Origin of the sequence: Bradyrhizobium monzae, from assembly GCF_021458635.1 — a bacterium.
Taxonomy (GTDB): Bacteria; Pseudomonadota; Alphaproteobacteria; order Rhizobiales; family Xanthobacteraceae; genus Bradyrhizobium.
The window spans coordinates 144,954-168,745 of the sequence record NZ_JAIRDQ010000007.1 but is presented as its reverse complement, the minus strand read 5'-3'; the positions used below and the strand labels follow the sequence as shown (position 1 = coordinate 168,745).

Here is a 23,792-nt window from a genome sequence, read left to right as displayed (position 1 = left end):
ATGAGCGTTCCCTTTCCGCCGATGAAGCGGCCCCTGGTCGCGATCCTGCGCGGTGTCAAGCCCGAGGAGACCGAGGCCATTGTCGGTGTGCTGATCGAGGCGGGCATGACCGCGATCGAGATTCCCCTGAATTCGCCTGACCCCTTCCGTTCGATCGGTACCGCTGTGAAGCAGGCACCGGCCGGCGTGTTGATCGGCGCAGGCACGGTGCTGGCCACCGCAGATGTCGATCGCCTCAACGATGTCGGCGGCACGCTGATGGTCTCGCCGAATGTGGATACACAGGTGCTCGCGCGTGCACACCAGTACGCCATGATCACGCTGCCCGGCGTGTTCTCGCCCACCGAGGCGCTGGTCGCGGCACGCTCGGGCGCATCGGGCCTGAAGTTCTTTCCGGCGAGTGTGCTCGGCGCATCCGGCATTGCGGCGATCCGCGCCGTGCTGCCCGCAGGTGTGATGATTGCCGCCGTCGGCGGCGTCTCTGACCAGAATTTTGCGGAGTACATCAAGGGCGGCGTGACCGCGTTCGGGCTCGGCTCCAGCCTCTACAAGCCCGGCATGTCGGCCGCCGATGTCGCTGCGCGTGCGAAGGCGACAATCGAGGCCTATGATCGGGCGATTGCGAAAGACTGATCGAGCAATAAACAAGCCGTGATGTCGTCACGGTCGTGCGTTGTCCTATCTTGCTGCAATAGCGAGATCAGGAGACCGACATGGCGATCAACAACATAGCCGATCTGTTCGTGGCAACGCTCGAACAGGCCGGCGTCAAGCGCATCTATGGCATTGTCGGCGACAGCCTGAACGGTCTCACCGAGGCGCTGCGCCGCCGCGGCACCATCGAATGGGTCCACGTCCGCCACGAGGAGGTCGCGGCGTTCGCGGCCGCCGGCGAAGCGGAGATGACGGGCAGCCTTGCGGTTTGCGCGGGCTCCTGCGGGCCCGGCAATCTGCATCTGATCAACGGCCTGTTCGACGCGCACCGCAGCCGCGTGCCGGTGCTGGCGATCGCGGCGCAGATTCCGTCGGCCGAGATCGGCGGCGGCTATTTCCAGGAGACGCATCCGCAAAATCTGTTTCGCGAATGCAGCCATTATTGCGAGCTGATCTCGGATCCGAGCCAGCTTCCTTTCGTGCTGGAGAATGCGATCCGCGCGGCGGTGGGCCTGCGTGGCGTTGCCGTCGTCGCCATGCCGGGCGATGTCGCGTTCCGCTCGCCGCCGAAGCGCGCACTGTCGACCAATCGCGGGCTTGCGCTCGCCGCACCAAAGATCGTGCCGCAGGCCGACGAGCTGAAGGCGCTCGCGGATCTCCTCAATGGCGCCGAGCGCATCACCCTGTTCTGCGGCCGCGGCTGCGCCGGCGCACATGCGCCGCTGATGCAGCTCGCCGAAGCGCTGAAGAGCCCGATCGTGCATGCGCTCGGCGGCAAGGAGCACGTCGAATACGACAACCCCTACGACGTCGGCATGACCGGTTTCATCGGCTTCTCCTCGGGCTATGCCGCCATGCACGCTTGCGACGCGCTGGTGATGCTCGGCACGGATTTTCCCTACAAGCAGTTCTTCCCTGATGATGCGAAGGTCGCGCAGATCGACATTCGCCCCGAAAATCTGGGACGGCGCTGCAGGATCGATCTCGGCCTCGTCGGCGACGTCAAGCAGACGATCGAGGCGCTGCTGCCGCTGCTCAAGTCCAAGACGCAGCGCAAGCATCTCGACGATGCCGTTGCGCATTACAAGAGGGCACGCGAAGGGCTGGACTCTCTTGCCAAGGGCACGCCGGGCAGCAAGCCGATCCATCCGCAATATCTCGCAAAAGTCATCAGCGACCACGCCTCCGATGACGCCGTCTTCACCGCCGATGTCGGCACGCCAACGGTGTGGGCTGCGCGCTATCTCAATATGAACGGCCGCCGCCGGCTGATCGGGTCCTTCGTGCACGGCTCGATGGCCAACGCCATGCCGCAGGCGATCGGCGCGCAGGCTTCGCAGCCGGGCCGCCAGGTGATCTCGTTGTCTGGCGACGGCGGCTTCACCATGCTGATGGGCGATCTGATCACGCTGACGCAGATGAAGCTGCCGGTGAAGGTCGTGATCTTCAACAACGGCGTGCTCGGCTTCGTCGCGCTGGAGATGAAGGCGGCGGGCTTCGTCGACACCAATGTCGATCTGGAGAATCCCGATTTCGCAGCGATGGCGCGCGCGATGGGCATCTTTGCCAAGCGCGTCGAGGACCCCGGCGACCTCCCGGGCGCGATGAAGGAGATGCTGGCCCACAACGGCCCGGCGCTGCTCGACGTCGTCACCGCCAAGCAGGAGCTGTCGATGCCGCCGACCATCACGGCCGAACAGGTCAAGGGCTTTAGCCTCTGGGTGTTGCGCGCGGTGATGAGTGGCCGTGGCGACGAGGTGATCGACCTCGCGAAGACCAATCTGCTATCGCGCTAAAGCGAAATCAGCCGCGCTTCGCTGACGGCACGGGCAACCGCTCATGGCGGCGCTGGAAGCGCTGCCAATGTAGCACGATGCCGATCAGTGCGGCCGGCACGAAGCCGAGCACGATCAGGAAGTGCGGCAGCTCCTTCGGCGAGATGAAGGCGATAGCGACGTCCGAGATCAGCCAGAGCGCTGCGAACATCACCGCGAAATCCGTGCGCGGGCAGCGCAGATAGTAGAACACGGCGGTAACGACCACGGCGGGCCCGATCGCGATGGCGATCATGACCGCCGTCAGCTCCTTCGGCGTCAGCGCGTCGAGCACCATCGACGCCAACAGCCAGATGGCGGCAAACATGGCGATGATGTCGATCGGATGCCGCAACCGAATACCTTTCGCGGGAACGCGCTATCGTTGTGTCCCGAATCCCGGTCGTCAAGTAAAATACGCCTATTCCTCGTCGTTTCCAGGCGTCGGGCGCAGCATGAAATGACCGAACACGGGGGCGATCGGCTTGTCCGGATCGTCCTGCCAGGCCCGTGCCTCGAAGGCGACGATACGCCGGCCCTGTTTCACGATCGAGACATTGGCGAAGGTGTCCAGCGCCCGGCCGGAGCGCAGATAGTTGACGGTCAGCCCGATCGGCTTCGGCAGCGTTGCGATTCCAAGCTCACGCCGCACGCCGAGAATGGCTGATGTTTCGAGGAAGGCGCCGGTCATGCCGCCGTGAATCGCGGGGAGGATCGGGTTGCCGATGATCTTTGGCGAGAACGGCATCGTCAGCGTGCCGTCATCATTCACGCGAATACCGAGGCAGCGCGCGAACGGGCTGTTGGCGAACGGACCGTCCGGATCCTCCGGCGCGTCCAGCGTCGGGATGCTGCGCGACTCCATCCGGCGGTCCGCAAGCATGTTGGTGCGGTTGGCGCCGATCATGAAGCAGGCGGTGGCGGTCGCCACCGGATCGTCCTCGGATTCCTGGTAAGCCGTGGAGCGCACGAAGGCGATCGAGCGCGTGGTGCGGTAGCAGACCGAATGCGCCTTGATGGCGAGGCCGGGCGTGGCCGGCTTCTGGTAGTCGATGCGCAAATCGAGCGTCGCGATCGCGCTGGTGCCGTCGAGCGCAAGCTGCACCGCCATGCCGCAGCTCTCGTCCAGCATCGCAGTGACGACGCCGCCATGCAGCACACCGGTTTCGGTGTCGCCGACGAAGACGGGGCGATAGGGCAGGCTGGACCAGGCTTCGCCCGGTGCGAACCGGTCGAGCTGGAGTCCGCTGATATGGCCGTAATCGGAGCGGCGGCCCTTAACGGCCTCGGCGAGTTCCTCGAAGGGAAGCGTGGTCGGTGTGGTGGACATGGTGACGTTCTAGACCAGTGTCGAGGGCGGCGCAAAACCCCGAATGCGCCCCGCACGGCAGATCTGTCAGGAACCGGTTTGGCCTCGACAGAGCGCGCCGAAGCAACGATGGTGAGCGCTTCGCCCGTCGCCTAGCCCCAAGGAGTGCCCATGGCCGATCCCGAAACGCCCGCCACCAGCCAGGGGCCCGTCACCATCTCCAGCTCGAGCTCCGAGCGGGCGCCAATCATCTATTTCGACGGCGCCTCCTGCTTCGGCCATCACAACGGTGCGATCCAGATCGAGCTCGCGGCGAACTTGCTGATGCCGATCGGTGCCGCCGTCAGGGTCGACGTGGTCCAGACCGCCCATCTGCGCTGCAGCCCGGCCGCAGCGCTGGCCTTGCGCGAGGCGCTCGACAAGGCGCTCGCGATGCTCAAGCTCGGACAACAGCAGCCGGAGGAAGCGATCCCGGCGGTGAAGAACTGAGCAAGAACTGAGCAAGGACTGAGATTGACAGCCATCCGGCTTTACGTCACTTTTCGTGCAGGTTGATACGACCTGCCGGTTGCGCCCTCCGTGGAACGGTGAATGTATCGAGCCTTGATCGGCCTCCCTTTGCCCGAGCGACCGGGTCAGCAACGCAACCACCTGACACACCTGGATCGCTCATGCAGAGGACGAACCGATGCGCGATTTTCGCGATGCCAAGGCTATGGCGCAGACCCTGCGCGAATCCCTGACCACCAAGGCCGTCACCATCAGTCACAGCGAGAGCCTCGAACTGGTGTCGAGGATGCTCGGCGTTGCCGACTGGAATACGTTGTCGGCGCTGCTTCACGCCGAGCGGCGTGACATCATTGCGCCTATTGCGAAGCTCAAGACATCAACGACGCTCTATCCCGCCGTTCCGCTCCGCGATCTCGTTCCGTTTCCACATGCGACATACCCGATGTTTGTGGGCCGAGAGAGCTCCTTCCAGTCTCTAAACCAGGCGTTTGAGGGCGGACGCGAGGTCGTGTTGGCGGTTCAGCGGGAGGCGGGCGTCGAGGATCCCCGATTTGCCGATGTCTACGAGATCGGCATCGTGGCCCAGCTGCTCGAACTCGAACCGCTCACCGATGGCACGTTCAGGGTGCTGACACGAGGACTGCGGCGAGTCGAGCTACGCGGCTTCGCGATCGAATCGGCCGCCTATTGGGCTGAGGTGGTCGATATCAGCGAGGGAGTTGCCCGCGATGCAAGGGATGTCATCCGAAGGATCTATCAGCGCTTCCAGGATTACACGGCGGTTCACGGAATTATGGTGCCCGACATCTGGCTGTTCTTCGATCAAACCCGTGATCCCGGACAGATCGCCGATACCGTTGCGACGCGGATGAAGTTGTCGATCAAGGACAAATACGAGCTATTGGCAACGCTCGATCCCATGACACGGCTCGAGCGGATCGAGGCGCTGCTCAACCGGCCGCAACGGACGGTTTCGGCGGACTACGCGGCCACGATACGACGGGCGCTCGATCATGCTGACCGGCGCCGCCATCAATACGCGACACTTGAGCATCTGCTGCTCGCCCTGACAGATGATGCGGACGCCTCCGCCGTGATGCGCGCCTGCGACGCCGACCTTGGCAAGCTGAGACAAAGCCTCACGCAGTATCTGGACAACGAGCTCAAGCACATCGTGAGCGAGGCCGGAAGCGCTGTGCCCACGCAGGCGTTCGAGCGCGTCGACCAGCGGGCCGGGTTGCACGCCCAGGAGGTGGGCAATCCCGCCGTGACCGGCGTCAATGCGCTCGTCGCTCTCTTTCCGGAGACGCGAAGCCCCGCGGCCCGCATGCTTGCAGAGCAGGGCGTGTCGCGCTTGCGCATCGACATTGCGCGACAGCCCGGTAAAGACAAAGGCTAGCCTACGCCTTCGCCACATGCACCTTCGCCGTCTTCCCGCCGTTCCATTTGCCGTCGAGCGCGCGCTCGATCTGGGCGGCGAGTTGCAGCAGCAGGCCGTCATTGGCCTGCTTCGCGATGGCCTGGATGCCGAGCGGCAGGCCGTGATCTTGCGCGGCCATCGGCATCGAGATCGCCGGCATGCCGCAGAGGTTGGCGAGCGGCGTGAAGGCGAAGAAGCGCCAGAGATTGCCGAACCAGTCCAGCACATCAGGGTTGTCGGAGGTGGTGAGGTATTCCCTGGTGCCGACCTTCGGCGTCGGCAGCGCCGTGATCGGCGTCAGGATCACGTCCCACTGTTCGAAGAAGCTGCCGAAGCCGCGCGAGGTGGTGTTGAACACGGTCTGCATCTTCGCCCGGTCGGCGAAGCTGGTGTGCAGGCCTGCCTCCCAGATCCGGATGTTCATCGGCTCGATCAGGTCTTCCGGCGGCTTCTCCAGCCCGCGCGCGGCCAGCATGTTGGAGATCACCACGGAAAAATTGCTGATGTAGCAGGTGGTCTGCGCCGCGAAGGCGGCGCGGAAATCGAGCTCGGGCAGCGCGTAATCGACGTGATGGCCGAGGCCTTCGAGGAAGCGGCCGGTCTTCTCCAGCTCGGCTGCGATCTCAGGTGTCGCGGTGTAATCGCCCCAGGTGTGCGACAGCGCAATGCGCAGCTTTGACGGATCGCGCTTGATCATCTCGCTGTAAGGCTGCGCCGTGGTCCAGAACGGCATGAACTCGCCGGGTGCCGGCCCGCGGGCATGGTCGACGAAAGCCGCGGTGTCGCGCACCGTGCGCGACTGGCAACCCTGGATCGAGACCAGGCCGGTGAGGTCGGACATGTGCGGCGCCAGCGAGAACACGCCGCGCGACACCTTCAGCCCGATATTGCCGTTGACGCCGGCGGGAATGCGGATCGAGCCGCCGCCGTCGGTCGCGTGCGCGATCGGCACCACGCCGGCCGCGACCATCGCGGCGCTGCCGGCCGACGAGCCGCAGGTGGTGTAATCGGTATTCCAGGGATTGCGGGTGACATAGACGGCGGGATTGTCGGCCGAGCTGCAGACGCCGAATTCGGGCGTCGTCGTGCGTCCGATCAAATTGAGGCCTGCCTGGCGGAATTTGCCGGTCAGGAACGTGTCGGCCTCGGCACGATTGCCGCGCATCAGCAGCGATCCCATCTCCTGCAGCCGGCCTTTCATGGTCGGTCCGAGATCCTTCATCAGGAAGGGCAGGCCGGCGAACGGACCGGCGAGATTGGCGCCGTCCTTGGCGGGGTCGGCGATCACGTCATCGAATAGCTCGACCACGCCCGACAGCGTCGGATTGACCTTGGCCACGGCCGCCGCAGCCTGGCGTGCCAGTTCCTTTGCCGTCAGCTCGCCCTTGCGGACGCGCGCCGCCAGGCCCACGCCATCGTGCTGCGCCCATTCGTTCCAGCTCATCGGCAAAGTCATGAAGTCAAAATCCCTTGAGGTGCGGGCGCCAGCTTTTTCGCAAGGGCTCGCGTGAATCAACTGAGCCGGCGCGAAGGGCAGGGTTGCGCCGGACGGTGAGGTCGCGCTTTAGGGCAGTCGTGCGATCACCGCAACGGGGCCGCCGCCGGCCGGCCCCTGGTGCTCCGCGCCGCCGGAGACGTAGACCGCGCTGGTGCCGGCGAGGCCGGCGATCAAGCCGCCGACCGCTGCGCGGGCATGGCGTGTCGAGCTGATATCGGTGTCTTCCAGCATGGTGTGGCGGAAGCCGCGTACGGTGCCATCGGGTGAGGCCTCGGCCTTGGCGAGGATGTTGACGAGCTCGCGGCCCGATCGCGGTGTGGTGCCAAGATCAACATCAGGATCAACATCAAGCCCAACACTCTTCAGTGCTGACACCACTGCCGCTGCATCGATCGCGTCCCTCATCACGGCATGCCCGATCTCGAATTCGCTCGCGGACGCCTCCGAGTTGCCGAGCACGATGACGACGTTGTGCATCAGCTCGATGCCGGACGAGGTCGAGGCGACCTTCGAGAACAGCTCGTAGCGCCGCAGCACGTCCTCTTCGCGGACATTGGAGGCGATTTCGCCGAGCGCAACGGCAACGCCGAGCGCGGAGGCGCCTCGCGAATAGGCCATCGAGCTGTAGGCGCTGATCGTCGCCGTCTTGTTGCCGCGCGAGCTTGCTGCCTCGACACGCTCGCTGGTGAGCAGGGGGCACTTGATCTGGACGAAATGGACATCAGTGGCGTCAGCGATGCCGGCATCCGCCATCGCGGCCTTCACCGCCCTCGCGGTCTCGATGATCTGTGCCGAGCGGCCAAGCTCTTCAGGCAGAAAATCGCGGGTCTGCGCCATGCCGATGCTGAGGCGCTTGCCGGCGATGCCTGCGGGCGGCCTCGCAACCTGCTGGCGCGTGAACACCGTGATGTGCGGGCTGAGCACGCCCTCGGTGCCGCCGGACATCACGAACGCAATGCGCTGCTCGACCTGGTGCGGCGTCAGATCAAGCTTTGGCGCCAGCGCCGTGCACAGCGCGGCGACGGCATATTCCCGGGTGAAATCATTGACGCCGCCATTGCCTTCGGTCTTGCCGAGGATCGCCAGGATGGAGGCCGGATCGATCGCGCCTGTAACGATCAGGTTCATGAGGCCGGAAACGTCGCCCGGGCCCTTGGTGGCGACCTTGAAGACGCCGACCGATGTTGTGCGCATGGATAGTCCTTGGAGTTCGGTGGTCCGGCGGGTCAACCAGCCGTGGAAGCAGGGTGGCTGTCAAGCCATATGCGTTTATCTCCGACCGTCACCCTGAGGTGCTCGCCTCTTCGGCGAGCCTCGAAGGGCGACAGCCCGGCTGCATCCGGGCCGTTCATCCTTCGAGGCTCCTCGCGGGGCGCGCTGCACCCCGCGCCTCGCACCTCAGGATGACGGATTACGAGAGGCGGTCACAAGCGCTTGCGTTGCCCGCCGCGCAAAACACGATCGCTGGGTCAATCAATCCGAAACAAAATATTCCGCTTTACCGAAATTCGGTTTTGTCGTACGTGTCGCCCATCCTGATCCGGCGAAAAGGGGCGGTCGTACGTCGTCACGAGCCGCGGATCAGGCTGCGGTGGACGCGAGCGGTGCCGTCGCGGATGTGAGGCGCAGGGCAGGGCAGTGGATTGAGCCGAGCCCCGTGAGCGACTCGCAAGCCGCGTTGTACGAACGGCGCTCGATGCCCGTAACGCCCTTTGGGCGAAGCGGGACTTGTCCGGCGAAGCCGTTTGGCGAAGCCGGATGCTCGCGTACGGCAAAACCGTGTGGTCCCGGCCGTCGTCGCTACGGCCAAGTCTTGCGGAAGCGGCATCGGCGCCAACCGGCCCGGTGTCGGCGAATTCCGTGAGGTGAGGGAGGCCAGAAGGAATTCGGCTCCCGGGAGAGCACGGCATAAGCCGTCCGACCACTGCGCAGGGAAGGCCGTGTGTTCGGCTACACCTGTATGCTGCTGTGCGGTCTCTTTGCGCTACATTTTCGCGCAGCAGACCGCGGGTGCCAGCCGGCACCCGGCCTTCCCTGCGCCCTTTCTGTTGAGGGCGTGAAGCGGAGAGCAGAACTCGGGCGGACTACGCCGCGAGAGTGCGAAGCTGTGTCTGCAGGTTGAAATTTCAACTGGAATAGTGACGCCATTGCCCCATACTCCGTCATTGCGAGCGCAGCGAAGCAATCCAGAGTCTTTCCGCGGAGGGATTCTGGATTGCTTCGCTGCGCTCGCAATGACGACGCGGAGGGAGTATGCGCCGAACCTCACGTCGCGCCCCGGATGCACCGGCATCCCCACGATTGTGGCGAGATCGCATCGGTTCGACAAAAAAATCCCCTGTCGACGGTTGCGCGCCGCACCTTGATGAATCAACCTCGGTTGGTCCATAAGCGGCGTCCCGCGGCCGGATTTCGGTTTGCGTCGCGTGCTTGGATATAAAGGGATTCTCGCGTGGCAAATATCAACCAGAAAATTGCGCAGGAGCTTGGGGTACGGGCGGAGCAGGTCGAGGCGACGGTGACGCTGCTCGACGGCGGCGCCACGGTTCCCTTCATCGCGCGCTACCGCAAGGAAGCGACCGGTGCGCTCGACGACGCGCAATTGCGCACCCTGGAGGAGCGCCTGGGTTACCTGCGCGAGCTGGAAGACCGCCGCAAGGCGATCCTCGAATCAGTTCGCGAGCAGGGCAAGCTCGATGCCGCGCTGGAGGCCTCCATTCTCGCCGCTGACAGCAAGGCGCGCCTGGAAGACATCTACCTGCCGTTCAAGCCGAAGCGCCGCACCAAGGCCGAGATCGCCAAGGAGGCCGGTCTCGAACCGCTCGCCAATCAGCTAATCGCGGAGTCCGGCAACGATCCAAAGGTGGTCGCCGAAGGTTTTGTCAACGCCGAGAAGGGCGTCGCGGATGCCGTGGCCGCACTCGATGGCGCCCGCGCCATCCTGGTCGAACGCTTCGACGAAGACGCCGATCTGATCGGCGTGTTGCGCGAGGAGATGTGGACCAATGCGCGCATGGCCTCCAAGGTGCGCGAAGGCAAGAAGACCGAGGGCGAAAAATTCGCCGACTATTTTGATTTCTCCGAGCCGCTGACCAAGCTGCCGTCGCACCGCATCCTCGCGATGTTCCGCGGTGAGAAGGAAGAGATTCTCGATCTCCAGATTCAAGCCGAGGCGGAAGTGCCGCCTGCGGGCGTCCCGGGCGCCTATGAATTGAAGATCATGAAGCGGTTCGGCATCGCCGACCTCAAGCGCGCCGGCGACCGCTGGCTGATCGACACTGTGCGCTGGGCCTGGCGTACCAAGATCCAGGTGCATCTCAACATCGATTTGCGTATGCGGCTGTGGAACGCGGCCGAGACCGAGGCCGTGCGCGTGTTCGCCTCGAACCTGCGCGACCTCCTGCTGGCGGCGCCCGCCGGCACCCGCGCCACCATGGGGCTCGATCCCGGCTTCCGCACCGGCGTCAAGGTCGCCGTGACCGATGCGACCGGCAAGGTGGTCGACACCGCCGTGATCTATCCGCACGAGCCGCAGCGGCAGTGGAACGAGGCGCTCGCGATCCTCGGCAAGCTTGCGATCAAGCACCGGGTCGAGCTGATCGCGATCGGCAACGGCACAGCTTCGCGTGAAACCGACAAGCTCGCCGGCGATCTCGTCAAGGGCCTCGCCGAGCTGAAAATGACCAAGATCGTGGTGTCGGAAGCCGGCGCGTCGGTCTATTCCGCCTCCGCTTTCGCCTCGGAAGAGTTGCCGGGCCTCGACGTCACCCTGCGCGGTGCGGTCTCGATCGCCCGCCGTCTGCAGGATCCGCTCGCCGAGCTCGTCAAGATCGAGCCCAAGGCGATCGGCGTCGGCCAGTATCAGCACGATCTCGGCCAGGCCAAGCTCGCCAAATCGCTCGATGCGGTGGTCGAAGACTGCGTGAACGCAGTCGGCGTCGACGTCAACACCGCGTCGGCGCCCCTGCTCGCGCGCGTGTCGGGCGTCGGCTCGGGTCTTGCCCAGAGCATCGTGGCGCACCGTGACGCCAATGGCCCGTTCAAGTCGCGCAAGGCGCTGAAGGAGGTGCCGCGACTCGGTCCGAAGGCGTTCGAGCAATGCGCCGGATTCTTGCGCATTCTCGGTGGCGAGGATCCGCTCGATGCCTCCGGCGTGCATCCGGAAGCCTATCCGGTGGTGCGCCGGATTCTCAGCGCCACCAAGAGCGACATCAAGGCGCTGATCGGCAGCAGCGAGGTCGTTCGTACGCTGAAGCCGAAGGATTTCGTCGACGAGACCTTTGGTCTGCCGACCGTCACCGACATTCTGCGCGAGCTGGAAAAGCCCGGCCGCGACCCGCGTCCGGCGTTCAAGGCCGCGGTGTTCAAGGAGGGCGTCGAGGAGATCAAGCATCTCCAGAAGGGCATGATCCTCGAGGGCACCGTGACCAACGTCGCCGCCTTCGGCGCCTTCGTCGACATCGGCGTGCACCAGGACGGCCTCGTGCACATCTCGGCGATGTCGAAAACCTTCATCAAGGATCCGCGCGAGGTGGTGAAGCCCGGCGACATCGTCAAGGTGAAAGTGCTGGACTTCGAGGTCGCCCGCAAGCGCATCTCGCTGACACTCCGTCTCGACGACGAGGTCGGCGCCAAGAAGGACGCCCCCGGCATGCAGCGCGACAAAGCGCGCAACACCAACCGCATGACGTCATCAGCGCCGCGCAAGCAGGACTCTTCCAGCGGTGGCGGCGGCGGAGCCCTCGCCGAGGCGATGCGCCGTGCTGCGGAGAAGAATGGCGGCAAGCGGGCGTAGCCCTCCCTAACACCCGCGTCAGAATCTGGCGCATTTGTAAGTTGAAGGAGAGCCCTCCTTCTTCTCATCTGAGCGTCCTCGTGCGGCGCGGTCACCGCCGCACTGCAAGGAGGATGGTTCGATGAACAACAGGCTTCTCAAAGGTCTCACTGCAGCGACGATCGCAGCGGTGATGGCGCTCGCTTCGCCCGTGCTCGCCCGAGGTGGAGGCGGGGGCGGTGGAGGTGGTGGTCACGGCGGCGGCATGGGCGGCGGCGGTGGCGGGCGCGGCGGCGGCTTCGGCGGCGGTCATTTCGGTGGTGGCGGCATGGGCGGAATGCACGCCGGTGGCTTCGGTGGCATGCACGTCGGTGGTATGGGCGGCGGCATGCATTTCGGCGGCATGGGCGGTGCTCATTTCGGTGGCGCCCGCTTCGCCGGCTCGCCGATGGCGGCCCACGCTGCCTTTGGGCCGCGCTTTGCCGGTGCGCCATTGGCGACCCGCGCGGCCTTCGGGCCGCGTTTCGCCGGCGCCGGCTGGCACGGCAGGCCGTTCATCGGCCGCCATGCCTTCTTCTTCCGCCATCATCGCTTCCACCGGTTCGCCTTCATCGGCGCGCCGTTCTACTACGCCAATTATTACGACGACGGCTGCTGGCGCAGGAGCTTGACGCCCTATGGGTGGCAATGGGTCAATGTGTGCGGGGATAGTTGGTACTAGCATCGCCGGACCGCACCATTGTCGCGATCGCCACCGGGTGGTTCCGCTCTGCCCCGGAACGGGATAGTCTGGTGGCGATCGTCGCGCGGAGTTTGTCATGACCGGAGGCCACCGTCGCATCCTCGTCGTCGAGGACGATCCGGAAACCGCAGGCCAGCTCGTCGAGGAGTTGACGATTTCAGGCTATGACGTCGACCTCGCCGCCACGGGCCGTGAAGCCCTCAGCCATGGCGTTGCGCGTGACTATGCCGTGATCACCATCGACCGCATGCTGCCCGATATCGACGGCATCGCCGTGATGCGGCAAATGCGCGACGACGGCGTTGCCTCGCCCTTCCTGATCATCTCCGCGCTCGGCGAGGTCGACGACCGCGTGCGGGGCTTGCGCGCTGGCGGCGACGATTATCTCGTCAAGCCGTTCTCCTTCGTCGAGCTGCTCGCGCGCCTCGAGGCACTCGGCCGCCGCAGCGAGACCATCGCCAAGGAAACCATTTTGCGCGTCGGCGATCTCGCGGTCGATTTGATCGCGCGCAACGCCAGCCGCCGCGGCCGCAAGATTCCGTTGCTGCCCCGCGAATTCCAGCTGCTCGAATATCTCGTGCGCAACGAGGGGCGCGTGGTCTCGCGCGCGATGCTGCTCCAGCATGTCTGGGACCTGCATTTCGATCCCTCCACGAACATCATCGACGTCTATGTCGGACGCGTCCGTCGCAAGGTCGACGATGCGCAGGCCTATCCATTGATCCACACCATCCGCGGCATCGGATATTGCCTCCGTGCTCCTGGCTGACACGCTTCGTTCCTCGACCTTCCGCCTGGCGCTGATCGCGATCGCGATTTTTGGCCTGATCGTCGCGGCGATCATGGTGTACGTCTATTTCGGCACGCTCGCCTATGTGCGGAGCCGGGTCGGCGATATCGGCGACCATAGCGGCTTCATCGCCATGCTCGAGCTTGCGATGATCGCGGTCGCGGTATTGCTCGTGGTGCTGGCAGGCGTCGCCGCCGTGCTGGTGACGCGGCGGACGGTCGGGCGGATCGAGGAGATCAACGCCACCAGCCGCGCCATCATGCTGTCCGGACTCGACCGGCGCATTCCCCTGCGCGGCAGCCACGACGAGTGGGACCGCGTCGCCGAAAACCTCAATCAGATGCTCGATCGCATCGAGACGCTGATGGGCGAGGTCAAGCAGGTCAGCGACAATGTCGCCCACGATCTGCGCACGCCGCTGACGCGCATGCGCGGCCGGCTGGAAAAGGCCTATCACCACGAGCGCGACAGTGCAGCCGATGCATCGCTGATCGGCGACACCATCGCCGATCTCGATGCGGTGCTCGGCATGTTCGCCTCGATCACGCGGATCTCGGAGATCGAGACCCGCGCCCGCCGCAGCGCGTTTCGCGCGCTCAACCTTGCCGAGATTGCCGGCGAGGTCGTCGAGCTCTACGACGCCGCCGCCGAGCAGGTCGCGACGCGACTGAGTCTCGGCGGTGACCGCGAGGTCGCCGTGACCGGCGATCGCGACCTGCTGTTCGATGCCATCGCCAATCTCGTCGACAACGCGATCAAGCACGGCCGCCCGGGCGGAAAGGTCACGGTGACCTGCCGCAATACCGGGGACAGCGCGACGATTGCCATCGCCGATGACGGTCCGGGCATTGCCGCGGATCGGCATGACCATGTGTTCAAGCGCTTCTACCGGCTCGAGCAGAGCCGCTATACGCCCGGCAACGGCCTGGGCCTGAGTCTGGTCGCGGCGGTGTCGCGCCTCCACGGCGCCGAGATCGCGCTGCATGACAACGCGCCGGGCCTGACCGTCCAGCTCAGCTTCCCGATCGCGCTATAGCTCGATCACGCCACGCCGCGCCGCATGCGCGACCGCATCGGTGCGGCCGGTGGCATCCAGCTTGTCGAGCAGGGAGCCGACGTGGAATTTCACGGTATGCACGGAGATGTTGAGCTGCCGCGCGATCAACTTGTTGGAGGCGCCTTCCGCCATCAGCGCCAGCACGTCGAGCTCGCGCTGCGTCAGCGCGATGTCTTCCGGCATGACGCGCGGATCGCGCGCGACGACGCTCGCATTGGCGGTCTCCCCGGGGGCGGCAAGGCGAAGCCCCGCGACACTGCCGAGCAGCGTCGCGAGGCGGTCGGCCAGCGCAGGATCGTCGATCTCCAGGGACAGCACGATCTCGGGTGCGTTGTCCTCGCTCACGCCTCCGGCCTCTCGCCGATCGTGACCTTGAAGCTGACAGGCTCGCCGCCGCGGCGAACCGCGACATCAACCACCTGGCCGACGCTTGCGGGTCCCAATGTTCGCAACAGCGCGCGCACGCCGGAGAGCTTCTGGTCGTTGACCGCCACGATCACGTCGCCCTGGCGGATGCCGGCTGCGGCCGCCGGACCTGCCTTGTCGACATTCATCACCATCGCGCCGATGCCGTCGTCGAGCCGCAACGGCTGCAGTCCGAGCCCGAGATATCCGCGGGCGATGCGGCCGCGCGTCTCGAGCTGCGCCGCGACGCGCTCGATCGTCGCCGTCGGGATCACCAGCACCCGCCGCGGTCCGAGCACGGTCATGCCGAAAGCCTCGCCGGAGGCATCGAGGGCAAGGCCGCCTTCCTGGTTCGGACGCAGGCGCACATCGAGCTCGACCCGGGCATCGATCTCGCCGCCGCGCAAGGAGCGCCAGCCCTTGCCTGAAATCGACACCATCGCGAGCGCCGCGCTCGGCGCATCGCGACTGCTGGCGACCACGACAGACAGCGTGCCGAGGGCAGGGACCGTCGTGGCCAGCTTGACCGGGGCGATATTGATATCAGCGCGCAGCAGCGCGATGTCGGTGGTGTGGTCACGGCCCACAATCGTGGCAGCGGCCGTGCTGCCGTCGGCGACGACGATCTGGACCTCGCCCTCGTCGGCCAGCGCCTCGTCAGCGGTCACGATCAGGCCGGGTTTCCAGACGAAGCCGGTTGAGCGCGAACGATGCGAATGCACGGAGACGACGGACGGTGCGGTGCGCGCCACGACATCCGCGAGCGCGGACGACAGCGACGTAAGAGGTGTGAACTCGGTCATGGAAGGCTCCTGTAAGCTGTCCACAATCTGGGATGTCACGGGCCATTGCGAAACTGGCCGGGTGGCCAGTCCTCCCTAGGCCACGGCCGACGAACATGTGATTGGGAGCCGCTCACGGGAACGTGTAGCAACCGCTAAATTGTGCCATATGGCCTCAAGGATTTCAGCGAGCCCTGACCGATGACCATCGACCTCACCCGCCGGACCCTGCTTCAACTCGCCGGCGCCAGCTCGCTCGCGATCGCGGCCGTGGCTGCCGCGCACGCCGAGGGCAATCCGCAAGGCGGCGGGCCGACCTATGCCAGCCGGACGCCGATGCGGGTCGGCATGGTGACCCTTCGGGTGAAAAATCTCGACAAGGTCGCCGACTACTACCGCGACGTGATCGGCCTCACCGTGATGGAGCGCTCAGGCACCGCGGCCAGGCTCGGCACTGCCGGTATCACGCTGCTGGTGCTGGAAGGCCGTCCCGACGCCGCGATCGAGCCCCGCAACGCCGCCGGCCTCTATCACACCGCCTTCCTGATGCCGTCGCGAAAGGACCTCGCGCGCTGGCTGGTGCATGCCGCCTCGCACCGGGTCTCGCTGTCGGGCTTTGCCGATCATCTCGTCAGTGAGTCCGTCTATCTCGACGACCCCGAAGGCAATGGCATCGAGGTCTATGCAGATCGCGATCCCTCGCAATGGCAATGGAGCGAGGGCAGCGTGAAGATGGCGGCCGACGAGCTCAACATTCCCGACCTGCTGTCGCTGACCAATACCCGCGTCAGCGACTATGCCAGCGCGCCGGACGGCCTGCGCGTCGGCCACATGCATCTGCGCGTCGGCGATCTCGCGCAGGCGCAGAGTTTTTACCACGGCACGATCGGCCTCGACCCGACCCGCAGCCGCAACGGCGCGGCTTTCCTGTCGTCGGGCCGCTATCACCACCATCTCGGCATGAACGTCTGGCAGAGCCAGGGCGCCGGCCAGCGCGACGACGCCATGACCGGGCTCGCCTGGTTTTCGCTGGTGACGGAGAAACAGGAGCTGCTCGCCGCGCAGGAAGAACGGCTGCGCAACGGCGGCGGGAAAGTCACGGCGCTTGCGGATGGTGTCGAGGCGATCGATCCCTGGGGCACGCGCGTGCGGCTGCTGAAGGTGTGAGCCGCTCGCGCACGTACGGCTCACAGCACGCACGTCAATGCCGAAGCACCGGTCGCGTTGCCGTGCCGATGACGTTGTCCCAGCGGTAGGAATAGCCGACGCCGATGATGTAATCCGGCGAATTCCGGTTGAGGCCGAAGGCCAAATGGAAATCGATTTGCTCGGTCCGGCTCAAGAGATAGCCACCGCCGACATTGAAGAGCGCCGTGCTCGCGCCGCGTGACGGGTAGTCACCGACATATTCGGCGAACAGCGCCAGCTTCTCGCTGACCTTCCGTTCGATCGCGAAGGTCGCCTCGCTGGTCTGGTGATTGGGCAGATCCGACGGGCGGAAGAAGCTCGTGAACATGCCGCTGATGCCCCAGCCGCCGCCGAGCTCGTAGGACCAGGGGAATTGCAGATAGGGCTGAAAGCCAGCACCGGCGATCCCCGTCGTGCCGGTTGGCAGGCCGACGCCTGCTACCACCGAGAGGTTTGCGGGCTCAGGCAGCCCGCTGACCTGCCATTTCACGCCGGGGGTGACATTGGTGAAACCGGTCTCGACCATGCCGGTCAACCGCCCGACATAGCTGGGAACATCGACCAGCACTTCGAGGCATGGCGCGACGCCGAAGCGGAGACGGCTGTTGCTGCCGTCAAAGCCTTTGCCGGCGGTCTGGCCGGACGTGTTGAGGCCGTTCTCGATCTGGATGGTGCCGGCAGGCACGACCAGGCTGGAATTGGTCACGTCAGGACGATCGGTCGCGATCTCCGATTGCGGCGACGGGCATTCACCGGCCTGAGCCATGCCGGGACAAAGCGCGGCGGCAAGGAGGCCGACGCAACACACCGAAACCCGCCAATGCTGCGGGACAATTCCCAAAACCACAAATACGCTCTTCGAAAGCAGGTCGCTTGCTGGCAATAGGACCCCATGGTAGCACCCGATGCATTGCGGGCCTGCCACAGAAGACTCGCTTCCCCCGGATATTATTCCCCGATATGACCGATTTTCGCGGTGTCTTTCCCTATCTCGTATCGCCCGTCGGCACCGACGGCAGGGTGCGAACGGACGTTCTCGCAAAGCTCTGCGACGACCTGATCGGGGCCGGCGTGAACGGGCTGACGCCGCTCGGCTCGACCGGCGAGTTTGCCTATCTCAACGCCCCGCAGCGCATGGCGGTGGTGCAGACCACGATCGACGCTGCGAAGGGCCGCGTGCCTGTGGTGGCGGGCGTCGCATCGACCTCGACGGCCGATGCAGTGGCGCAGGCGCAGGCGTACCAGAAGCTTGGCGCCAACGGCATTCTGGCGATCCTCGAGGCCTACTTCCCGCTCGCCGATGCCCAGGTCGAGTCCTATTTCCGCAGCATTGCGGACGCCGTGGACATTCCTGTCGTCATTTACACCAATCCGCAATTTCAGCGCTCGGACCTGACCCTCGATGTCATCGCGCGCCTCGCCGAGCATCCGCGCATCGGCTACATCAAGGATGCCTCGACCAACACCGGGCGGCTGCTCTCGATCATGAACCGCTGCGGCGATTCCTTGCGCGTGTTTTCGGCCTCCGCCCACATCCCGGCTGCGGTGATGCTGATCGGCGGCCTCGGCTGGATGGCGGGACCCGCCTGCATCATCCCGCGCCAGAGCGTCGCGCTCTACGACCTCTGCCAGGCCGGCCGCTGGGACGAGGCCATGGCGCTGCAGCGCAGGCTGTGGCGCATCAACGAGGCCTTCGCCCGCTTCAACCTTGCGGCCTGTATCAAGGCCGGCCTTGCGATCCAGGGCTACGATGTCGGCGACCCCGTCCCGCCGCAGGCCGCGCTTTCGGCCGATGCGCGCAAGGTCGTGGAAGCTGCATTGCGAGAGCTGGCCTAGCCCCCTCCGGCATGACGAATCCATGGTCCCACCGCCCAAAAGCGCGGCTGGTCGCGCATGGCTCGATCCGCTAAAAGGCAGCCCGAATTTGAAGAGAGCCTGAGGACCCAGCGGAATGAACATTCTTCCCGGCAATTTGCGTTTCGGAGCGGGCCAGCCCGTCAAGCGTTTGGAAGACCAGCGGCTGCTCACCGGGAAGGGACAATTCATCGACGACAAGCCGGAGGATGGCGCGCTGTGGTTGCACGTGCTGCGCTCGCCGCACGCGCACGCGAACATCGTCTCGATCGACACCAGCGCGGCCGCATCGATGGCTGGCGTCACCGCGATCTACACCGGCGCCGACCTGATCAAGGACGACGTCGGCACCATTCCGACGCTGAGCATCTTCAAGCGCCCCGACGGCAAGCCGATGACGGTGCCGCCGCGCCGGCTGCTCGCTCATGAAGTCGTGCGTTACACTGGCGAGGCGGTGGCGGCAGTGGTTGCTTCGTCACGTGCAGAGGCCCAGAGCGCGGCCGAAGCGATCGCGGTCGAGTATGACGTGCAGCCTGCCGTGGTCGATCCCGTCGAAGCCGTCAAACCCGGCGCGCCGGTGGTGTGGCCGGAGGCACCCGACAACATCGTCGGCGCGATGAGCTATGGCGATGCCGCCAAGGTGGATGAGGCCTTCGCCAAGGCCGCGTACACGGTCGAGCTCGATCTCGTCAGCCAGCGCCTCGTGCCGTCAGCGATGGAGCCACGCTCGACCATCGCCGAGATCGACAAGAAGACCGGCCGTCTCCTCCTGCACGTGCAGTCGCAGACCCCGGCCTCGACCCGCGACGTGCTGGCCGAAGCCGTGCTCAAGCGTCCCAAGGACAGCGTGCGCGTGCTGGTCGGCGACATCGGTGGCGGCTTCGGCCAGAAGACCAACCTCTATCCGGAAGACGGCATCGTCGCCTATGTCGCGACCAAGCTGAACCGGAAGATCCGCTGGCGTGGCGACCGCACCGACGAGTTCGTCGGCGGCACCCACGGCCGCGATCTGACCTCGACCGCGTCCTTCGCGCTGGACGAGAAGGGCAAGGTGCTGGCCTATCGCGTCACCTCGATCGGCTGCACCGGCGCCTATTCCTCGGGCGCAGCCAACATCATTCCGCTGGTGCTCGGGCCGTTCGTGCAGACCGGTGTCTACGATTTGCCGCTGGTGCATTTCGAGGTCAAGTCGGTGATGACCCACACCGCGCCGGTCGGGGCCTATCGTGGTGCTGGTCGTCCGGAAGCCGTCTTCATCGTCGAGCGCCTGTTCGACGCCGCCGCGCGGAAAATCGGCATGGATCCGCGTGCAATCCGCAAAGCGAACTACATCAAGCCGGCGCAGCTGCCCTACACCAACGCCGCCGGTCAGGTCTACGATTCCGGCGCCTTCGCTCACATGCTCGATCGCGCCGTCGAGCTCGCCGACTGGGATGGCTTTGCCGCGCGCAAGAAGGCCGCGAAGAAGAAGGGCCTGCTCTACGGCCGCGGGCTGACCTCCTACATCGAATGGACCGGCGGCCGTGCCCACACCGAAAAGGTCAGCCTGCATGCGACCTCGCAAGGCCGCGTCGTGCTGCATTCTGGCACCATGGCGATGGGGCAGGGCTTGCAGACCACCTACACGCAGATGATCTCCGATACGCTCGGCATTCCAATGGACAAGATCGACGTCGTCCAGGGCGACACGGATCTCGCCATGGGCTTTGGCAGCGTCGGCTCGCGCTCGCTGTTCGTTGGCGGCACGGCCGTGGCGGTCTCCTCCAACGACCTGATCCGGAAGGCGCGCGAGAAGGCGGCGAATGTGCTCGAGACCTCGGTCGAGGACATCGAATATCAGGGCGGCATGCTCACCGTGGTCGGCACCGACCGCCGCATCAGCCTGTTCGACATCGCCGAGAAGGAGAGTGGCTCAAAGCTCAGCGTCGATTCCGAGGGCGAGGTCGATGGTCCGAGCTGGCCCAACGGCACGCATATCTGCGAGGTCGAGATCGACCCGGAGACCGGCGTGTCCAGGGTCGTGCGTTACACCACCGTCGACGACGTCGGCGTCGCCGTGAATCCGATGCTGGTGACGGGGCAGATCCACGGTGGCGTCGCGCAGGGCATCGGTCAGGCGCTGTATGAGGGCGTCTCGTATGACGCCGACGGCCAGCTGCTGACGGCGAGCTATCAGGACTACTGCATCCCGCGCGCCGACGACGTGCCGCCGATCGTCGTGACGCTGGACGATTCCGCGCCCTGCCGCACCAATCCGCTCGGCGCCAAGGGCTGCGGCGAATCCGGTGCCATCGGTGGTCCGCCTTGCGTCACCAACGGCGTGATGGACGCGCTGGCCGAACTCGGTATCACCCAGCTGAATACGCCGCTGACGCCGCAGAAGATCTGGAAGGCGATCCGGGACGCGTAGGTGGCGGGTTAGGTCCGCATTATTGCGCTGGCTGCAGCCACGCATTCAACTGTCGTCCCGGGGCGCGCGCAGCGCGAACCCGGGATCCATAACCACAGGAAGCAGTTTGACGAAAACTCGTGGTGAACAGCTCGCGCCATAACCTCTCCCTGGGGTTATGGATCCCGGATCTGCGCTGCGCGCGCCCCAGGACGACAGCTGAGTGTGCAGCGCCCCGATCCCCTAAATACCCAGCATCATCTTTGCGATGATATCGCGCTGGATCTCCGACGTGCCGCCGAAGATCGTGTAGGCGCGGCCGTTGAGATATTCCGGCACCACCGTCAGCATATCTTCCGGCATCGTCGGCTCGTGGTTGAGCTTGTAGAGCGGCCGCATCGGCTCGACGGCGAGGGCATCATGGCCGATCACGTCGACGCCGAGCCGCGTCACGGCCTGCCGGATCTCGCTGTTGCGCAGCTTCAGGATGGACGACACCGCGCCGGGGTTTTGTCCCGTCTGCAGCGCCGAGAGCACGCGCAGCTCTGTCATCTCCAGCGCGTCGATGTCGACCTCGACCTCCGAGATGCGGGACGCGATATCGGGGCTGTCGATGGCGCGCCCCGTGAGATCGGACTCGGCTAGCTCAGTGATGGCGCGCAGCCCCTCACGCAGCTTGGCGGACGCAATGCCGGCGCCGCGCTCGAACTCGAGCAGATATTTGCCGTAAGTCCAGCCCTTGCCTTCGTCGCCGACGCGGTTTGCAACGGGCACGCGCACGTCGTCAAAAAACACCTGGTTGACTTCGTGGTCGCCGCCGATGGTCAGAATGGGGCGGATCGTGATGCCCGGTGTCTTCATGTCGATCAGGATGAAACTGATGCCGTCCTGCTGCCTCGCACCATCGCTGGTACGCACCAGCGCGAACATGCGGTTGGCGTGATGCGCATGCGTGGTCCAGATTTTCGTGCCGTTGATGATGTAGTCGTCGCCGTCGCGCACCGCGCGGGTTTTCAGCGAGGAGAGATCGGAGCCGGAGCCCGGCTCGGAATAGCCCTGGCACCAATAGTCCTCGCCAGAGAGGATCCGCGGCAGGTAAAAATTCTTCTGCTCGGGCGAGCCGAAGCCGATGATGACGGGCCCAACCATCTTCACGCCCATCACGTTGACGTTGGGCACACCGGCTCGCGCGCATTCGCTCTCGAAGATCCAGCGCTGCGCCGGCGTCCAGCTCGGGCCGCCGTGATCGACCGGCCAGCCCGGAGCACCCCAGCCCTGCTTGTGCAGCGCGCGCTGCCAGGCCATGCCGATATCGGGGTCGGAGAACACCGACGGCGTCAGCGCGGTCGCGCGCTTCATCTCGTCTGTGAGATTTTTGGCGATGAAACCGCGCACCTCGCTCTGGAAGGCGCGCTCTTCGGCATTGAACGACAGGTCCATATTGCGCTCCTCGTGTCAGGCGGCTTTCGTGGTGCGGCCAAGCTGGGCATGGCGGCTGTAGTGGTGGGCGGTGCCGCCGAACAGCGTGTCAAAGGCGACCAGGCGCTTGAAATAGGCACCGACCTCGAGCTCTTCGGTGACGCCCATGCCGCCGTGAAGCTGGATCGACTGCTCGCCGACGAAGCGGGCGCATTTGCCGATCTTCGCCTTCGCGGCCGAAGCAGCGCGCGCGCGTTCGACCGGCGGGTTATCGGCTTTCAGTGCGGCGCGCAGCGCCATCGAACGGGCTTCGTCGGCCTGGATGGCCATGTCGGCGAGGCGATGGCGGATCACCTGGTTGGCGGAGAGCGGCCGGCCGAACTGCTTCCGAATCTTGGTGTAGTCCAACGTGGTGTCGAGCAGCGTCTGCATGATGCCGACCGTCTCTGCGCCCAGCGCGGCCATGGTGCGGTCGACGGCCCACTCGATCGCCGGCAGCGCGTCCTTGCCGTCGCCGAGCAGGGTATCTTCCGGCAGCTGCACGTCGGAGAGTTCGATATTGCAGGCGCGCCCGCCGCCCAAGCGCGGATAGTCGGAAATCACAAGGCCTTGCGCCGTTGCCGGCACCAGAAACAGGCCGATCCGCCCCGATGGTCCCTGATGATCATGCAAATGCGCGGAGACGATGATCTCATCGGCGGCGTGGCCGTCGAGCACGGCGATCTTGCTGCCGGAGAGATACCAACCATGCGCCGTCTTGTTGGCTGATGTCGTGACCTTGGCAAGATCGAACCGCGCGGCGCGCTCGGAATGCGCAAACGCGAGTTTCAATGACCCGTCCGCGATCTTGGGCAGGCTCGCCTGCCTCTGCGCTATGCTGCCGCACTTCTCGATCAATGCAGCCCCGAGCACGACGGTTGCGATATACGGCTCCGACACTAGCCCGCGGCCAAACGCTTCCATCAAAATTCCGATCTCGACCGGCCCGCCGCCGAGACCATCAAACTCTTCGGGGATCGGCAACGCCAGCCAGCCGAGCTCGGCAAACTGCTTCCACACCGCCGGGCTGAAGCCGAGCGGATCGTTGGCCGCGTTGCGGCGGTGGTCGGCATCGTAGCTCTCGGCCACGAAGCGCTCCGCACTCTCCCGCAGCAGCCGTTGCTCGTCACTGAGGTTGAGATCCATGT

General features: G+C 65.3%; 20 protein-coding genes. 11 read left to right on the top strand and 9 right to left on the bottom strand.

Features of this window, described 5'->3' with window-relative positions; translation table 11 throughout:
• Both K3F49_RS25125 and poxB read left to right on the top strand, forming a co-directional pair.
• On the top strand, positions 1-633 hold the full coding sequence (locus K3F49_RS25125; RefSeq protein ID WP_234683622.1) for a 2-dehydro-3-deoxy-6-phosphogalactonate aldolase: 633 nt from the start codon (positions 1-3) through the stop codon (positions 631-633).
• 80 nt (positions 634-713) lie between these two features.
• Positions 714-2,450, top strand: a complete 1,737-nt coding sequence (poxB, locus tag K3F49_RS25120) for a ubiquinone-dependent pyruvate dehydrogenase (RefSeq protein ID WP_234683621.1) — start codon at positions 714-716, stop codon at positions 2,448-2,450.
• 7 nt (positions 2,451-2,457) lie between these two features.
• Here poxB and K3F49_RS25115 read toward each other — a convergent pair whose 3' ends face one another.
• Positions 2,458-2,823 carry a hypothetical protein gene (locus K3F49_RS25115; protein ID WP_234683620.1) on the bottom strand — a complete coding sequence of 122 codons (366 nt, stop codon included), beginning with the start codon at positions 2,821-2,823 and terminating at the stop codon, positions 2,458-2,460.
• Positions 2,824-2,889: 66 nt separating this feature from the next.
• A complete protein-coding gene (locus tag K3F49_RS25110) occupies positions 2,890-3,798 on the bottom strand; it encodes a PaaI family thioesterase (RefSeq protein ID WP_234683619.1) in 909 nt (302 codons plus the stop codon).
• A gap of 150 nt (positions 3,799-3,948) precedes the next feature.
• On the opposite strand from K3F49_RS25110, the gene K3F49_RS25105 reads away from it, so the two are divergent.
• On the top strand, positions 3,949-4,266 hold the full coding sequence (locus tag K3F49_RS25105; protein WP_234683618.1) for a hypothetical protein: 318 nt from the start codon (positions 3,949-3,951) through the stop codon (positions 4,264-4,266).
• 199 nt (positions 4,267-4,465) lie between these two features.
• Complete coding sequence (locus tag K3F49_RS25100) at positions 4,466-5,686, top strand: LON peptidase substrate-binding domain-containing protein (protein WP_234683617.1); 1,221 nt, start codon at positions 4,466-4,468, stop codon at positions 5,684-5,686.
• 1 nt (position 5,687) lies between these two features.
• Here the strand turns inward: K3F49_RS25100 and K3F49_RS25095 are convergent, their stop codons facing one another.
• Together K3F49_RS25095 and atzD are read right to left on the bottom strand one after the other, a co-directional pair.
• Positions 5,688-7,163, bottom strand: coding sequence for an amidase (locus K3F49_RS25095; RefSeq protein WP_234683616.1), 1,476 nt, complete (start codon positions 7,161-7,163; stop codon positions 5,688-5,690).
• 108 nt (positions 7,164-7,271) lie between these two features.
• Positions 7,272-8,399, bottom strand: a complete 1,128-nt coding sequence (gene atzD, locus K3F49_RS25090) for a cyanuric acid amidohydrolase (protein WP_234683615.1) — start codon at positions 8,397-8,399, stop codon at positions 7,272-7,274.
• Between the two features lie 1,258 nt (positions 8,400-9,657).
• Between atzD and K3F49_RS25085 the strand changes: the two genes are divergently transcribed.
• The 4 genes from K3F49_RS25085 to K3F49_RS25070 all read left to right on the top strand — a co-directional run bounded on the left by K3F49_RS25085 (position 9,658) and on the right by K3F49_RS25070 (position 14,547).
• The gene (locus tag K3F49_RS25085; RefSeq protein WP_234683614.1) at positions 9,658-12,000 is read left to right on the top strand and encodes a Tex family protein; all 2,343 of its coding nucleotides are present in this window, start codon (positions 9,658-9,660) and stop codon (positions 11,998-12,000) included.
• A gap of 121 nt (positions 12,001-12,121) precedes the next feature.
• A complete protein-coding gene (locus K3F49_RS25080; protein ID WP_234683613.1) occupies positions 12,122-12,700 on the top strand; it encodes a hypothetical protein in 579 nt (192 codons plus the stop codon).
• A 97-nt stretch (positions 12,701-12,797) separates the two neighbouring features.
• Positions 12,798-13,490, top strand: coding sequence for a response regulator transcription factor (locus tag K3F49_RS25075; RefSeq protein WP_148772396.1), 693 nt, complete (start codon positions 12,798-12,800; stop codon positions 13,488-13,490).
• A complete protein-coding gene (locus K3F49_RS25070) occupies positions 13,477-14,547 on the top strand; it encodes a sensor histidine kinase (RefSeq protein ID WP_234683612.1) in 1,071 nt (356 codons plus the stop codon). Before K3F49_RS25075 ends, K3F49_RS25070 begins: the two co-directional genes overlap by 14 nt.
• Here K3F49_RS25070 and K3F49_RS25065 read toward each other — a convergent pair.
• Together K3F49_RS25065 and K3F49_RS25060 are read right to left on the bottom strand one after the other, a co-directional pair.
• Positions 14,542-14,913 carry a response regulator transcription factor gene (locus K3F49_RS25065; protein ID WP_234683611.1) on the bottom strand — a complete coding sequence of 124 codons (372 nt, stop codon included), beginning with the start codon at positions 14,911-14,913 and terminating at the stop codon, positions 14,542-14,544. The two genes, K3F49_RS25070 and K3F49_RS25065, sit on opposite strands and share 6 nt — an antisense overlap.
• Positions 14,910-15,776 carry a S1C family serine protease gene (locus K3F49_RS25060; RefSeq protein ID WP_234683610.1) on the bottom strand — a complete coding sequence of 289 codons (867 nt, stop codon included), beginning with the start codon at positions 15,774-15,776 and terminating at the stop codon, positions 14,910-14,912. Before K3F49_RS25060 ends, K3F49_RS25065 begins: the two co-directional genes overlap by 4 nt.
• 180 nt (positions 15,777-15,956) lie before the next feature.
• On the opposite strand from K3F49_RS25060, the gene K3F49_RS25055 reads away from it, so the two are divergent.
• Positions 15,957-16,922 carry a VOC family protein gene (locus K3F49_RS25055; protein WP_234683609.1) on the top strand — a complete coding sequence of 322 codons (966 nt, stop codon included), beginning with the start codon at positions 15,957-15,959 and terminating at the stop codon, positions 16,920-16,922.
• Between the two features lie 34 nt (positions 16,923-16,956).
• Here K3F49_RS25055 and K3F49_RS25050 read toward each other — a convergent pair whose 3' ends face one another.
• The gene (locus tag K3F49_RS25050) at positions 16,957-17,709 is read right to left on the bottom strand and encodes a transporter (RefSeq protein WP_234683608.1); all 753 of its coding nucleotides are present in this window, start codon (positions 17,707-17,709) and stop codon (positions 16,957-16,959) included.
• Between the two features lie 194 nt (positions 17,710-17,903).
• On the opposite strand from K3F49_RS25050, the gene K3F49_RS25045 reads away from it, so the two are divergent.
• Both K3F49_RS25045 and K3F49_RS25040 read left to right on the top strand, forming a co-directional pair.
• A complete protein-coding gene (locus tag K3F49_RS25045; protein ID WP_234683607.1) occupies positions 17,904-18,779 on the top strand; it encodes a dihydrodipicolinate synthase family protein in 876 nt (291 codons plus the stop codon).
• A 115-nt stretch (positions 18,780-18,894) separates the two neighbouring features.
• Positions 18,895-21,207: a xanthine dehydrogenase family protein molybdopterin-binding subunit gene (locus K3F49_RS25040; RefSeq protein ID WP_234683606.1), complete on the top strand. Its 2,313-nt coding sequence runs from the start codon at positions 18,895-18,897 to the stop codon at positions 21,205-21,207.
• Positions 21,208-21,429: 222 nt separating this feature from the next.
• Here K3F49_RS25040 and K3F49_RS25035 read toward each other — a convergent pair whose 3' ends face one another.
• Both K3F49_RS25035 and K3F49_RS25030 read right to left on the bottom strand, forming a co-directional pair.
• Complete coding sequence (locus K3F49_RS25035; protein ID WP_234683605.1) at positions 21,430-22,626, bottom strand: acyl-CoA dehydrogenase family protein; 1,197 nt, start codon at positions 22,624-22,626, stop codon at positions 21,430-21,432.
• A 15-nt stretch (positions 22,627-22,641) separates the two neighbouring features.
• Positions 22,642-23,790 (bottom strand): acyl-CoA dehydrogenase family protein, encoded by a 1,149-nt coding sequence (locus K3F49_RS25030; RefSeq protein WP_234683604.1) that lies wholly within the window; start codon positions 23,788-23,790, stop codon positions 22,642-22,644.
• Between the last annotated feature and the right edge of the window lie 2 nt (positions 23,791-23,792).

Excerpts from the sequence above, each read along its gene's own strand:
- K3F49_RS25060 (WP_234683610.1), bottom strand. The coding sequence starts at position 15,776 with ATGACCGAGTTCACACCTCTTACGTCGCTGTCGTCCGCGCTCGCGGAT.
- K3F49_RS25125 (WP_234683622.1), top strand. The coding sequence starts at position 1 with ATGAGCGTTCCCTTTCCGCCGATGAAGCGGCCCCTGGTCGCGATCCTG.
- K3F49_RS25075 (WP_148772396.1), top strand. The coding sequence starts at position 12,798 with ATGACCGGAGGCCACCGTCGCATCCTCGTCGTCGAGGACGATCCGGAA.
- K3F49_RS25080 (WP_234683613.1), top strand. The coding sequence starts at position 12,122 with ATGAACAACAGGCTTCTCAAAGGTCTCACTGCAGCGACGATCGCAGCG.
- K3F49_RS25050 (WP_234683608.1), bottom strand. The coding sequence starts at position 17,709 with ATGGCTCAGGCCGGTGAATGCCCGTCGCCGCAATCGGAGATCGCGACC.
- K3F49_RS25040 (WP_234683606.1), top strand. The coding sequence starts at position 18,895 with ATGAACATTCTTCCCGGCAATTTGCGTTTCGGAGCGGGCCAGCCCGTC.
- K3F49_RS25030 (WP_234683604.1), bottom strand. The coding sequence starts at position 23,790 with ATGGATCTCAACCTCAGTGACGAGCAACGGCTGCTGCGGGAGAGTGCG.
- K3F49_RS25110 (WP_234683619.1), bottom strand. The coding sequence starts at position 3,798 with ATGTCCACCACACCGACCACGCTTCCCTTCGAGGAACTCGCCGAGGCC.
- K3F49_RS25055 (WP_234683609.1), top strand. The coding sequence starts at position 15,957 with ATGACCATCGACCTCACCCGCCGGACCCTGCTTCAACTCGCCGGCGCC.
- K3F49_RS25105 (WP_234683618.1), top strand. The coding sequence starts at position 3,949 with ATGGCCGATCCCGAAACGCCCGCCACCAGCCAGGGGCCCGTCACCATC.
- K3F49_RS25035 (WP_234683605.1), bottom strand. The coding sequence starts at position 22,626 with ATGGACCTGTCGTTCAATGCCGAAGAGCGCGCCTTCCAGAGCGAGGTG.
- K3F49_RS25095 (WP_234683616.1), bottom strand. The coding sequence starts at position 7,163 with ATGACTTTGCCGATGAGCTGGAACGAATGGGCGCAGCACGATGGCGTG.
- K3F49_RS25045 (WP_234683607.1), top strand. The coding sequence starts at position 17,904 with ATGACCGATTTTCGCGGTGTCTTTCCCTATCTCGTATCGCCCGTCGGC.
- atzD (WP_234683615.1), bottom strand. The coding sequence starts at position 8,399 with ATGCGCACAACATCGGTCGGCGTCTTCAAGGTCGCCACCAAGGGCCCG.
- K3F49_RS25100 (WP_234683617.1), top strand. The coding sequence starts at position 4,466 with ATGCGCGATTTTCGCGATGCCAAGGCTATGGCGCAGACCCTGCGCGAA.
- poxB (WP_234683621.1), top strand. The coding sequence starts at position 714 with ATGGCGATCAACAACATAGCCGATCTGTTCGTGGCAACGCTCGAACAG.